Annotated in this window: 11 protein-coding genes; all 11 read left to right on the top strand. The window is 65.2% G+C overall.

Annotation, left to right across the window (positions count from 1 at the left end; all coding sequences use genetic code 11):
- The first annotated feature begins 17 nt into the window (after nucleotides 1–17).
- Complete coding sequence (locus VW23_RS22840; RefSeq protein WP_069911797.1) at nucleotides 18–938, top strand: D-alanine--D-alanine ligase; 921 nt, start codon at nucleotides 18–20, stop codon at nucleotides 936–938.
- Nucleotides 926–1921 (top strand): cell division protein FtsQ/DivIB, encoded by a 996-nt coding sequence (locus VW23_RS22835; protein ID WP_069911796.1) that lies wholly within the window; start codon nucleotides 926–928, stop codon nucleotides 1919–1921. Before VW23_RS22840 ends, VW23_RS22835 begins: the two co-directional genes overlap by 13 nt.
- A 4-nt stretch (nucleotides 1922–1925) precedes the next feature.
- On the top strand, nucleotides 1926–3239 hold the full coding sequence (gene ftsA / locus VW23_RS22830; RefSeq protein WP_069911795.1) for a cell division protein FtsA: 1314 nt from the start codon (nucleotides 1926–1928) through the stop codon (nucleotides 3237–3239).
- A gap of 185 nt (nucleotides 3240–3424) precedes the next feature.
- Entirely contained in the window at nucleotides 3425–5074 is a 1650-nt protein-coding gene (gene ftsZ, locus VW23_RS22825) for a cell division protein FtsZ (protein ID WP_069911810.1), read from the top strand.
- Nucleotides 5075–5181: 107 nt separating this feature from the next.
- Entirely contained in the window at nucleotides 5182–6138 is a 957-nt protein-coding gene (gene lpxC / locus VW23_RS22820; RefSeq protein WP_069911794.1) for a UDP-3-O-acyl-N-acetylglucosamine deacetylase, read from the top strand.
- Nucleotides 6139–6221: 83 nt separating this feature from the next.
- On the top strand, nucleotides 6222–7061 hold the full coding sequence (locus VW23_RS22815) for an outer membrane protein assembly factor BamD (protein WP_176730468.1): 840 nt from the start codon (nucleotides 6222–6224) through the stop codon (nucleotides 7059–7061).
- 106 nt (nucleotides 7062–7167) lie between these two features.
- Entirely contained in the window at nucleotides 7168–8838 is a 1671-nt protein-coding gene (recN, locus tag VW23_RS22810) for a DNA repair protein RecN (RefSeq protein ID WP_069911792.1), read from the top strand.
- On the top strand, nucleotides 8835–11051 hold the full coding sequence (ligA, locus tag VW23_RS22805) for an NAD-dependent DNA ligase LigA (protein ID WP_069911791.1): 2217 nt from the start codon (nucleotides 8835–8837) through the stop codon (nucleotides 11049–11051). The genes recN and ligA overlap by 4 nt, the downstream gene beginning before the upstream one ends.
- A gap of 37 nt (nucleotides 11052–11088) precedes the next feature.
- Nucleotides 11089–12366 carry a hypothetical protein gene (locus VW23_RS22800; RefSeq protein ID WP_069911790.1) on the top strand — a complete coding sequence of 426 codons (1278 nt, stop codon included), beginning with the start codon at nucleotides 11089–11091 and terminating at the stop codon, nucleotides 12364–12366.
- Nucleotides 12367–12379: 13 nt separating this feature from the next.
- Complete coding sequence (locus VW23_RS22795) at nucleotides 12380–12832, top strand: DUF3828 domain-containing protein (RefSeq protein ID WP_176730467.1); 453 nt, start codon at nucleotides 12380–12382, stop codon at nucleotides 12830–12832.
- A gap of 80 nt (nucleotides 12833–12912) precedes the next feature.
- Nucleotides 12913–13383, top strand: a 471-nt coding sequence (locus VW23_RS22790; protein ID WP_069911788.1) for a YqhG/Tai3 family protein, incomplete at its 3' end; no start/stop codon positions are given.

The raw sequence follows: 13383 nt of genomic DNA, 5'->3' as shown, positions 1-13383 counted from the left end.
TTTGGAAAGCAGCCGGAATGACCAAGCACGTCGCCGTCCTGATGGGCGGTATTTCGAACGAGCGGCCGGTGTCGATCGCTTCGGGCACCGGGTGCGCTCAGGCGCTGCGTAATGGCGGCTACCAGGTCACCGAGGTGGATGTCGGCTACGATATTGCCGAAGTGCTGCGTGAGCTGAAACCCGACGTCGCCTTCAACGCGCTGCACGGGCGCTATGGCGAGGATGGCACCATCCAGGGCGTGCTGGAATTCCTGCGCATCCCCTACACCCACTCGGGCGTCCTGGCTTCGGCGCTGGCGATGGACAAGCACCAGGCCAAGATCATGTTCAAGGCGGCCGGCATCCCGGTCACCGATCACACCATTGCCAACCGCGCTGAAGTCGCGCGCTCCCACGTCATGGCGCCGCCCTATGTGGTGAAGCCGGTTGCCGACGGCTCGAGCTTCGGCGTTTTCATCGTCAAGGCCGACCAGTCGCACCCGCCGCAGGAACTGCTGCGCGAGGACTGGAACTCGGGCGAAGAGGTGATGGTCGAGCGCTACATCCCCGGCCGCGAGCTGACCTGCGCGGTGATGGGCGACGTGGCGCTGGGGGTTACCGAGATCATTACGGACCTCAGCTTCTACAATTATGAGGCAAAGTACGCTCACGGCGGCTCGCGGCACGTCATTCCGGCTGAAATTCAACCGAAAATTTACGACAAAGTGCAGAAGATGGCGCTTAAGGCGCATGCTGCGCTTGGGTGCCGGGGCGTGTCGCGGAGTGACTTCCGCTACAACGACCAGGCAGGGCCGGACGGCGAGCTCGTCTGCCTCGAGATCAACACCCAGCCAGGCATGACCGAAACGTCACTGGTTCCCGAACAGGCCCGCCATGCCGGCCACTCGTTCGAGGAGCTGGTTGCCTGGATGGTGGAGGATGCGAGTTGCAACAGGTAGGGGCCAAGAGTTTCGCCAACGCCCAGCCTGTCGATCCCCGTCATTTCCCCGTTACGCTGCCCCGCACCGGCCGGCGCGCCCTGGTCAAAGCCAGTCACGTCTGGGTGCTGCACAAGCAGGTCATCACCCGTATCGTCGCAGCGATCCTGGCGCTGCTGGTGGCATTCGGCCTCTATGAGGCGCGCGATGTGATCGGCTCGGCCGGGCTGACCGCTTACCGGTTCGTCCAGGGCGAGTTCGCGCAGGCCGGCTTCGGCATCGATGCGATCGAGATCACCGGCCAGACGCTGACCGACGACAAGGACATCATCACGCTGTTGACTGTCGGCACCGGCAATTCGACGCTGACCTTCGATGCGCAGAAGGCGCAGGCGCGGCTCGAGTGGCTGCGCGCCGTCAAATCCGCAACCGTCCGCAAGGTCTATCCCAACCGCGTCATCGTCTCGATCGTCGAGAAGGTGCCGGTAGCGCGCTGGCGCATTGGCGACACCACCTGGCTGATCGACGACACCGGCAAGAAGATCGGCACCGACATCAGCTCCTATACCGACCTGCCGCTGCTGATCGGGGAAGGGGCCGGCGATGACGGCGTTGCCATGGTGCGCGTTTTGGCGCGGCACGATGGGCTCGACGATCAGCTCGCCGCGCTCAGCCGCATCGGCGATCGCCGCTGGGACCTGATCTATCGCAATGGCCTGCGCGTACAACTGCCCGAAAGCGGCGTGGCGCAGGCGCTCGACCAGCTCGAAATGTACCAGGCCGACTATGCGCTGCTCGAGCGCGACGTGTCGGTGATCGACCTGCGCGTTCCCGGCATTGTGACCCTGAAGCCCGGTGAGATCGCGGCGGCGCAGATCGCCGAGGCGAAGGGCAGTAAGGGCAAGAAGCCGGCCAAGAAACCCGCGAGCGCCCCGGCGGCGACCGCTCCCGCTGCGGCGCCGCAAGCCGCGGCTCCCGTCGTGCCTGTAACTCGGACTCAGTAAGACCATGATGACCGATGCCCTGACCGCGCGGCTCAAGCCCGTACAGCCCGGCCGCACTTCGCTGGTGACGGTGCTCGACATCGGCTCAACCAAGATCTGCTGTGTCATCGCCCGGCTGGTGCCGCGTCCCGAGGGTAAGTCGCTGCGCGGTCGGACCCACAATGTCGAAGTGATCGGCTTCGGCTACGGTCCGTCCTCGGGGATCAAGAGCGGCGTCATCACCGACCTCGACAAGGCCGAGCAGGCGGTGCGCACCGTCGTCGGCATCGCCGAGCGCGCCGCCGGCGTCACCGTGCAGTCGGTGATCGTCAATGTCACCGCCGGGCGCCTGGGCTCCGAAACCTTCTCGGCCGGCGTCAATCTCGGTGGCCAGGAAGTGGAGCGCGCCGATATCCAGCGGGTGCTGCGCGCGGTGAATGACCGCTCCGTCCGCCCCGAACGTTCGATCGTCCACGCGCTGCCGATCGGCTACGCCCTCGATGGCCAGAAGGGCATCAAGGATCCCAAGAACATGGTCGGCGAGAAGCTGTCGATCGATGTCGCGGTAGTCTCGGCCGAAACGCTTGCCATGCGCAATATCGAGCTGGTGCTGCACCGCTGCCACCTGCAGATCGAAGCGCTGATGGCGACTCCGTATGCCTCTGGCCTTGCGACCCTGGTCGATGACGAAAGCTCGCTCGGCGTTGCCTGCATCGATTTTGGCGGCGCCACTACCACCGTCTCGGTGTTCTCGGAGGGGCAGCTCGTCTACGCCGATGCCATCGCCATCGGCGGGCATCACCTGACGCTCGATATCGCGCGCCAGCTCTCGGTCGGCATCGCCGATGCCGAGCGACTCAAGACCATGTATGGCTCGGTACTGCCGGGTCAGACCGACGAGCGCGACATGATCGCCATCACCCCGGTCGGCGCGACTCGCGACGAAGCCCCGGGGCAGATTCCGCGTTCGCACATCACCCGCATCATCCGTCCGCGGGTCGAGGAAGTGCTCACCGCCATCAAGGATCGGATGCAGGCGACCGGCATGATGGACATTTGCGGCCGTCGATTCGTCCTCACCGGCGGCGCCAGCGAACTCACCGGCCTGCCGGAAGTGGCGCGCCGCGTCTTGGCCCGCAACGTCCGCAACGGCCGTCCGATGGGGATTTCCGGCCTGCCTGAGATGGCCAAGGGCCCAGGATTCGCAACGGTCGCGGGGATGCTGATCTACCCGCAGGTCTGCGCCCAGGAATTCGTCGAACCGCATCGCGCGGCCCGGCTCACCGGCACCGACGGCTATTTCGCCCGCGTCGGCAATTGGCTACGCACCAGCTTCTGAGTCTCGGCGCTCTCGGCCCCGGCCTTCGCCGGGCGCCCCTCAACTTCATGCTTAACGTAACGTATCCAAACGCTTAGCCTGCCTTGCAAATTGCCATCACGTTAACGGTTTTGAGGGCATTGTTAGGGTCTGGTTAACGAATTGGCGACTAATACTGGTCTCACACGCCACGCATGGGGCCATTCATGACCATCAACCTCACCATCCCGGACATTCAAGAATTGAAGCCGCGCATCACCGTCTTCGGTGTGGGCGGGGCTGGCGGCAACGCGGTCAACAACATGATCGCGTCGGGCCTTTCCGGAGTGGACTTCGTCTGCGCCAATACCGACGCACAGGCCCTGGCGCTCAGTAGCGCGCAGCGGATCATCCAGCTAGGCGTCTCGGTCACCGAGGGTCTCGGCGCCGGCTCCCACCCGGAAGTGGGCAGGGCAGCGGCTGAAGAGAGCTACGACGAGATCAACGATCACCTGAGCGGCGCGCACATGGTGTTCATCACCGCGGGCATGGGTGGCGGCACCGGTACCGGCGCTGCTCCCGTGGTAGCTCGTGCGGCCCGCGAGCAGGGCATCCTGACAGTCGGCGTGGTGACCAAGCCCTTCCAGTTCGAGGGCAATCGCCGCTCGCGACTGGCTGAAGACGGCATCGACGAGCTGCACCGGCATGTCGATACGCTGATCGTCATCCCGAACCAGAACCTCTTCCGCGTCGCCAACGAGAAGACCACCTTCGCCGACGCCTTCAAGATGGCGGATCAGGTGCTCTATTCGGGCGTCGCCTGCATCACCGACCTGATGGTCAAGGAAGGCCTGATCAACCTCGACTTCGCCGACGTACGCGCCGTGATGCGCGGCATGGGCAAGGCGATGATGGGGACGGGCGAGGCATCCGGCGAGGATCGCGCACGGCATGCCGCCGAGGCGGCAATCGCCAACCCGCTGCTCGACGATGTCTCGATGCAGGGCGCACGTGGCCTCCTGATCTCGATCACCGGCGGCCCCGATCTTACCCTCTACGAAGTCGACGAGGCGGCAAGCCGCATCCGCGAGGAAGTCGACTCGGATGCCAACATCATCCTCGGCGCCACCTTCGATCCGGATATGACCGGCACGATCCGCGTCTCCGTCGTGGCCACCGGCACCGATGCGACGATGGTCCAGGCGCTCGAGCCGATGAAGGCCAACCCGGCCCGCGTGCCGCTGCAGGCCGCGGTGATGCGCCAGGCCATGCCGGAGCGTACTGCGGTGGTTGCCGAGGCTCAGCCCGAACCCGAGTTCGAGACCCAGGTCGAGCAGGCAGTCGCCGAGGCGATCTCCTACGCCGAGCCGGCTTACCAGGAGTACCAGGAAGACGACGGCATCACCGTCGAGCCTTACATCCCGCAGGCCAGCCATACCCATCTCGAAGAAGCGCCGCGACTCATCGAGGCGCCGATTCCGAGCGCTTATGTGCCCTCCAGCGCCGAGCGTCCCGATGGTCAGCGCCGGATGCCGCGCACCGAGGAGTTCCCGGCTGTTGCAAGGCAGTCACTCGCGGCGCAAGAAAAGCAGGAACCGGAGCCGCGCAATGCGCGTGCGCTGTTCAAGCGGCTGGCCTCCAATGTCGGCATTAGCCTTAAGTCGAATGAGCCGGCGCGGGCCGAGCCGGCGGTCGAGCCGAGCGCCGACGATGCCGCCGCGCGGAGCGCGATCGAAGCCGGAGGCGCCCGGAATTCGCGGGTTTCCGGTGGTGCCGAAGGGGCTCGCGGCAATGCCGACCAGTACGGTCGCGCACCGTCGCAGCCGGCACAGAAAGAGCATATCGAAATCCCCGCCTTCCTTCGTAAGCACGGCTAATAGCCGCGGGGGAAAGCCCGAGTACACGCCCCCGGCGCGGCTTCCGCGCCGGGATTTTATTGTCTATGACTGCACCGGGTCGCAGACGGGGCTGGAGTCCTTAGAGCATGCATAAACTTTCGGCGCGGCAGCGGACTTTGGCCGATGCGCTCGAATTCAGCGGTTTCGGTGTTCATTCCGGCGCCCCTGTTACCCTCACTCTCGAGCCTGCTGCGCCCGATAGCGGTTACACCATCACGCGTTTGCTCGATGACGGCCGCCGTCACGGCCCCGTGCCGGTGCACTTCTCCCGCGTGACGCGCACGACGCTGTGCACCACGCTCGACCTCGGCGACAGCGTCTCCGTAGCGACCGTCGAGCACGTGGTTTCGGCGCTTTCCGGCATGGGTGTCGACAATGCCCATATGGTGCTGACCGGCGGCGAGTGCCCGATCCTCGATGGCAGCGCCTGGCCGTTCGTACAGGCCATCCAGCAGGTTGGCCTTGTGGTGCAGCCGGCGCCGCGCCGCTACATCAAGATCATGCGCCAGGTGCTGGTGCGCAACAACGAGGCGTCCGCCGCGCTCGAGCCCTATAACGGCCGGCTGCTGGACCTCGAGATCGATTTCGACAGCCGGGTGATCGGCCGCCAGCGGATGATCTTCGACTGGACGCCGCGCAAATATTTCGAAGACGTGTCGCGGGCCCGCACCTTCGGGTTCGTGCGCGACGCCAAGATTCTCCGGCAGGCCGGCTATGCGCTCGGCTCCTCGATGGAAAATTCCATCACCGTGCACGAAGACCGGATCCTTAATCCGGGTGGCCTGCGCTACGAGGACGAGTTCGTCCGCCACAAGCTGCTCGACGCCATCGGCGACCTGGCGCTGTGCGGGCTGCCGATCTACGGCCGCTTCCGCTCCTACAAGGGTGGCCACGCCCTCAATGCCCTGGTGCTGCATGGGCTGTTCGCCAGCGAGGCCAATTACGAGATCGTCACGGCGGACCAGTTGCCGGCGGCGTTCGACGCGCTGGATGACATGCCCGAAGGGCTCAACGTACAATCGTACCTGCGGTCGGTTGGCTGACCAGCCCGCGCCACAGTTTTGATCTTTTTTGTCAGTAGTTCGCCTGCCACGTTAGGGTAGTGCGTTAAGGGATGGGGCAGGTCGTGACGATCTCTCAGCATGCAGGTATTTCGAGCCGGTTCGCACGTTTCGTGCTGATGGGCGCTATCGTGGTGCTGCTGGCGGGCTGCAACCTGTTCGGCCAGCCCAAGATCAAGGAAGAAGCGATCGTCGCCCCCGAGGTCCTGTACCAGCAGGCGCTCGACGAGATGGACGCGCAGCGCTACGTCACTGCCGTCAAGACGCTGGAGAAGCTTGAGCGTCAGCATCCGTTCTCGGAGTTCAACGAGAAGGCCAAGCTGATGCAGGTGTTCGGCAACTACCGCATCGGCAAGTTCGAGGAAGCGATTCTCGCCGCCGACCGCTACATTGCGCTCTACCCGGGCTCCAAGGAGCTGCCCTACGTGCTCTACCTCAAGGGCAACTCGTATTTCGGGCAGATCAAGGACATCACCCGCGATCAGCAGATCTCGAAGAACGCTATCGAGACCTACTCGATGATCGTCGCCAACTATCCTGACAGCAAGTACGCCAAGGACGCGCAGGAAAAGATGGTGGTCGGCGTCGACCAGATCGCCGGCAAGGAGATGTCGGTCGGCCGCTACTATCTCGGCAACGGCAACTATCCGGCCGCGATCAACCGTTTCCGTGTGGTGGCCGAGCAGTTCCAGACCTCGACTCACATCGAAGAGGCGCTGTTCCGCCTGACCGAGGCGAACCTGGCGCTTGGCTTGATCTCCGAGGCGCAGACTGCCGCTGCCGTGCTTGGCCACAACTATCCGCAGAGCAGCTGGTACAAGCAGGCATTCGACCTGCTCGCCAAGCAGGGCATCTCGCCCCAGGTGAACGCCGGCAGCAGCCTCGCACAGCTGAAGAAGAGCTAAGGCGAAAACAAGCCTGTTGCCTGTTTGTTCCCCTATGAGCTAAGCTGCAAAGCGCGAGTTTGTTCGGCCCCATCAGGCCGGTCGACCACCGAGGGGCCACTCCCGAATGCTCAATGCGCTTTCGGTTCGAAACATCGTCCTGATCGACCAGCTCGATCTCACGCTCGAAGACGGCCTCACCGCGCTCACCGGTGAGACCGGTGCGGGCAAATCCATCCTGCTCGATGCGCTGACGCTGGCGCTTGGGGGCCGCGGCGATGCTTCGCTGGTGAGAGCTGGGGCCGAGAGCGGGCAGGTGGTGGCGGTGCTGCAGCTGCCACGCAATCATCCGGCGCGCGAAGCGCTGCGCGAGAACGCCATCGCAGACGACGAGGACATCATCCTCCGCCGTGTGCAGCTGGCCGATGGCCGCACCCGCGCCTTCATCAATGACCAGCCGGTTTCCGCCGGGCTGCTGCAGGCGGTTGGCCGGCTGATCGTCGAAATCCATGGCCAGCATGACGACCGGGCGCTGATCGATGTCGCAACGCACCGCTCGGCGCTCGATGCGTTTGGTGGCCACGAATCGATGGTCAGCGCCGTGTGGAGCACCTACGAGGCGCTGGTCGAGGCAGACGCCGCCGTGGCCGGGCAGCGCGCGGTGATCGCCGAGGCCATGGCGCGCGAGGAGTATGCCCGGCACGTCGTCGCGGAACTGGGCGAGATGCATCTCGAGGCGGGCGAGGAGGAAGTCCTTGCCGAGCGCCGCCAGCGCCTGATGACGCTGGAGAAGGCCGCCGAGGAAGTGCGCGACGCCGATGAAATCCTCAACGGCCCGACGGCGCCCGGTCCGGTGCTGGCCGGCTTGATGCGGCGGCTGGTGCGCAAGGCCGATGCCGGCGCTGCGGTGTTCCAGCCGATTGTCGAGGCGCTCGACACCGCGCTGGTGTCGCTCGACGCCACCTCGGACGCGCTGGAAGTGCTGAAGCGCGACATGGCGTTCGATCCGGCCGATCTCGAAAAGGTCGAGGAGCGGCTGTTCGCATTGCGCGCCGCGGCCCGCAAGCACCACACCACCTGCGACGGGCTGGGTGAGGTGCTGGCCAAGTACCAGAACGATCTCGATATGCTGCAAAGCGGCGAGCAATCGCTGAAGGTGCTGGAGATCGCTGCCGAGGCCGCCCGCAGTGCCTATGCCGCCGCCGCCTCTGCCCTCAGCACGGCGCGCGAAAAGGCGGCTGGCGCCCTCACCAAGGCCGTGGAAGCGGAACTACCCGACCTAAAGCTCGGCGCCGCGCGGTTCATCGTCGACCGGCAGGTCGATGCGTCTCGCGTCGCCGCCTCGGGCCACGATCAGATTGCCTTTCACGTACAGACCAATCCGGGCACCCAGCCTGGGCCGATCCTCAAGGTCGCTTCGGGTGGCGAACTCAGCCGGTTCCTGCTGGCGCTCAAGGTGGTGCTCGCCGATCGCGGCTCGGCGCCGGTCTTGATCTTCGACGAAATCGACACCGGCGTAGGCGGCGCCGTTGCCGACGCCATCGGGCGCCGGCTGGCGCGTTTGGCCGGCAAGGTGCAGGTGCTGACCGTCACCCATGCGCCGCAGGTGGCGGCGCGGGCGCAGAGCCATCTCCTGATCGAGAAGCAGGCGATCGAGGAGGGGGCATTCGTGCGTACCCATGTGCGCCGCCTCGACGGCAAGGCGCGGCAGGAAGAAGTGGCGCGCATGCTGGCGGGCGCCAAGGTCACCGACGAGGCGCGCGCCGCGGCCGGGAAGTTGATTTCGGAGGTATCGTGAGCGAGGCGGAACGTGAGATCGAGAGCTTCTCCGAGGCGGAGGCCAAGGCGGAGCTCGACCGGCTGCACGAGGTGCTGAGCGAGGCGGACCGCGCTTACTTCGAGAACGACGCTCCCGAGATCACCGACGCCCAGTATGACGGGCTGAAGCGCCGCTACCAGGCGTTCGAGATTGCCTTCCCGCAATTGAAGCGCGCCGACAGCCTGAGCGACAAGGTCGCCGGCGCCCCAGTCGAGGGGTTTTCCAAGGTTCGGCATGCCGTGCCGATGCTCAGCCTTGCCAAGGCCTATAGCGACGAGGACGTGGTCGATTTCATCGAGCGCGGCCGGCGCTTCTTCGAGCGCGACAAGGAGCTGAAGCTGGTGTTCACCGCCGAGCCCAAGATCGATGGGCTGTCGGCATCGCTGCGCTACGAGAACGGCGTGTTCGTGCAGGGCGCCACCCGCGGCGACGGCACGGTGGGCGAGGATATCACCGCCAACCTCAGGACCATCGCGGACATCCCGCATAAGCTCAAAGGCTCGGGCTGGCCGCAGAGCATCGAAATCCGCGGCGAGGTCTATATGACCATGGCCGAGTTCGAGGCGCTGAAGGCGCGTTCGGCCGCGGTCGGCGGGCAGGAATATGTCAACCCGCGCAACACCGCGGCCGGCTCGCTGCGGCAGAAGGATCCGTCGGTCACCGCCAGCCGCAACCTGAAATTCTTTGCCTATGCCTGGGGCGCCAGCTCGGCCGAGCCGGCGGCGACGCAGTACGATGCGGTGCAGAGGTTCGGTGAATGGGGCTTTGCCATCAGCCCGCTGATGGTACGCGCCAGCTCGATCGAAGAGCTGATCGCCCAGTACAAGAAGATCGAGGAGTTGCGCTCCTCGCTCGGCTACGACATCGACGGCGTGGTCTATAAGGTCGACAATCTCGAGCTGCAGCGCCGCTGGGGCTTTTCGAGCGGCGAGCCGCGCTGGGCGGTGGCCCACAAGTTCGCCGCTGAGCAGGCCTTCACCACGATCCGGGCCATCGACATCCAGGTCGGCCGTACCGGCACGCTGGCGCCGGTGGCGCGGCTGGCGCCGGTCGGCGTCGGCGGCGTGGTGGTGGAGAACGTCACGCTCCATAACGAGGACTATATCGCCGGCATCGACTCGACCGGCGCGCCGATCCGCGGCGACGAGCCTATCGATGTGCGCATTGGCGACACCGTGGTGATCCAGCGCGCCGGCGACGTGATCCCGCAGATCGTCCGGGTGGTCCTGGAAAAGCGCCCGGCGGACGCCGCGCCCTATGTGTTCCCGCATGTCTGCCCGGTCTGCGGTTCACCCGCGACACGCGAGCTCAACGAGAAGACCGGCAAGGAAGATTCGCGCCGCCGCTGCACTGGCGAGCTGATCTGCGCAGCGCAGGCAGTCGAGCGGTTGCGCCATTTCGTGTCGCGTGGCGCCATGGATATCGAAGGGCTGGGGTCGGAGAATATCGACCTGTTCTTCAACTCGGGCCTGGTCAAAACCGCCGCCGACATTTTTACGCTGCGCGATCGCCGGCCGGAGGTGCAGCAGGCGTTTGCGGCGCGGCGTGACGAGCAGGCGCGGCTGCGAGAGGCAGCGTCGGGCAAGACGCGCAAGAACGCCCGCAGCGTCGAGGACCGGAGTTTTGAGGGCCTCGAAAAACTGTTCGCCGCCATCGACGCCCGGCGCGAGCCGGAACTCGATCGGTTCATCTTCGCGCTCGGCATCCGCCATATCGGCGAGACCACGGCGGCGGTGCTGGCCAAGACCTTCTCGAGCATCGAGGAGCTGATCCGCGTCGGCAAGGAAACCGCTGCGCACGCCGACGACCCGCACTCGGTGTTTCCGTCGGTCGACGGCATCGGCGATACGGTCATCGAAGCGCTGATCGATTTCTTCGGCAACGAGCGCAACGACGACGTGCTGGAGGCGCTGCTGCGGCAGGTGCGACCCAAGCCCTACGTGGTCACCGTCTCGGCCACCAGCGAAGTGGCGGGCAAGACCATCGTGTTCACCGGCAGCCTCGAGAAGCTGACGCGTGGCGAAGCCAAGGCGATGGCGGAGCGGTTGGGCGCCAAGGTGGCGGGTTCGGTGTCCAAGAACACCGATATCCTCGTCGCCGGTCCCGGCGCCGGCTCCAAGCTCAAGGATGCGCAGGCCCTCGACATCCTTATTCTCGACGAAGATCAATGGCTTGAGTTGGCTGCAAAATAGCCTGCGGCCAGATGGCCAACTGCTTGGGAGTACCGGGATGCTGAAACTGGCGACTGTCGTGTTGTGCGCGGCGCTGTCCGTCTCGCTGCTGTCTAGCCCGGTGCTCGCCGACGAGGCGGGTGACCTCGCACGCAAGCATCTCTATGAGGGAACGATCGGGCAGGGGCTCACTGAACTCAAGCCGTTTTACGAGCGGCAGGACCTCGAGGGGCGCTTCGGCGTGGGGCTGTTGAGCTTCATCCAGGGCGTCGAGCATTTTGCCCAGGGGCTCTACCGGCACGGCTTCGCGTCGCCCGACGCCGGCCCGATCATGGGGGCGCCGCTGGCCATGCCGGTGCCGGTCAACCCGAACCCCGAGCCGCTCGACTATGATAAGTTCCGCGCCATCCTGCAGCTGCTGGTCGATGACATGGACGCCGCCCGCGATGCGCTGCTGACCGCCGGCGAGACCGGCGACTATGTCGTGCCGGTCGAAGTGCTGAAAGTGCGGATCGATCTCGACGGCGATGGCAAGGGCAGCGACGCCGAGAGCATCGGCAACGTGCTCAACGCGATGTTCGGCGCGGCGACGGTGCCCGGCCCAACCGACCCGGGCGCACCGGCGCCAACGCCACCGACACCGCCCGATTCCACCATCGGCTTCGATCGGGCCGATGCGATCTGGCTTGCCGGCTATTCGCAGGTGCTGGCGGCGCAGGCGGATTTCCTGCTCGCCCACGATTTCCGGGCGCTGTTCGACACCACCTTCCACCGGCTGTTCCCGCGCGCCGGGCTGCCGATGCAGGACTACACCCGTTCCACCGGCACGCTGATGCTCGATCCGGAGTCGGACAACGCCATCGCCGACGCGCTGGCGGCGATCCACCATCTCAATTGGCCGGTCACCGATGCTGACCGGCTGAAGCGCGTCCTGTCCCGCTTCAAGATCATTACCGGGCTTTCCCGTCGTAACTGGGAAGCGATCCTCGCCGAAACCGACGACAATCGCGAATTGCTGCCGAGCCCGAAGCAGAGCGGCATCACGCCCGACGCCAGGATCACCGATGCGCAGGTGCAGGCGTGGATGGCGACGCTCGACACCGCCGACCTGATCCTCGACGGCAATCTGCTGCTGCCGCATTGGCGCTTCCAGAAAGGGTTTGATCTCAAAGCCTATTTCGAGAGCGCCAAGAAGACCGACCTGGTGATGCTGATCACCGGCTATGACGCGCTGCCGTTCCTCAAGGACGGCCCGATCGCCAGCGCCGAGTCGTTCGCCGAGGCCAACGCGGTGTTCGGTGACGCGCTGATCGGCTATGCGTTCTGGTTCAACTGAGGGGGTTTTGGACATGCGCCTGCTGATCGCCATCTGCGCGCTGCTCTTGCTGGGGCAGCCGGCCTTCGCGCAAGCATTCTCCGATACGAAGGCGCTGCTCGAGGCGCTCTATGCCGGCTATATGCCGCCCAACGACTATCCGCCCGACGAGAAGCCGTTGCAGAGCGAGCGGCTCAACGGGCTGTTCGAGAAGGACCAGCAGGAAGCGAATGGCGAGATCGGCCGCATCGATTTCGGCCCTTATATCAACGGGCAGGATTATCAGGTCAGCGACCTGGTCATTGGCGAACCCTACATCGCCGGCGGCAAGGCCGTGGTGAAGGTCACCTTCCGCAACTTCGACACCCCGCAGGAGCTCGGCTTCCTGCTGGTCAACGAGGATGGCTGGAAGATCGACGACGTGTGGGGTGGGAGTCCCGACTACAGCTACGACCTGCTCGACATCCTGCAGTCGCCGCTGCCTTGATTGCGGCACGGCGCAGCCCTCAATGCGCCCAAACCCCTTGTTAGCCGGGTGCAATCGAAACCGGGCACGACGGGGCGGTCATGCGTCGCATCATAGCAAGTCTTCTGCTGATCATTGGCTTTATCGGCGCGGCGAGCGCCTATGACAATCCCAAAGCGTTGGTCGAGGCGATCTACCAGCCTTACGGCGTCGGCCAGCAGCACGAGGAGGGACTCGAGCAGTTCTATTCGGCGCGGCTCAAGGATCTCTACGCTGCCAACCTCGAACGGCAAAGCGTCGACGAGAAGGGCGCCTCGGTCGATCCGGACGCGCCGGATATGCTGGCATTCGATCCGTTCATCGAGGGGCAGAACTCGCTGCTGCTTGACCTGGTGATCAGCGAGCCGGTGCTGAATGGCGACCGTGCGGTTGCGACTGTGAGCTTCCACAATTTCGACCACCTCAGCCTGATCAGCGTCGCCATGGTGCGCGAGGCCGATGGCTGGAAGGTGGACGACGTCGCCTCCCTCGCCGGCAGCCAGAACTGGCTGCTGTCCTGGCTGCTGCAATAT

It is taken from the genome of Devosia insulae DS-56 (genome assembly GCF_000970465.2).
Lineage (GTDB): Bacteria > Pseudomonadota > Alphaproteobacteria > Rhizobiales > Devosiaceae > Devosia_A > Devosia_A insulae.
The sequence above is the reverse complement of the archived record's forward strand: the minus strand, read 5'-3'. Positions and strand labels throughout refer to the sequence as shown.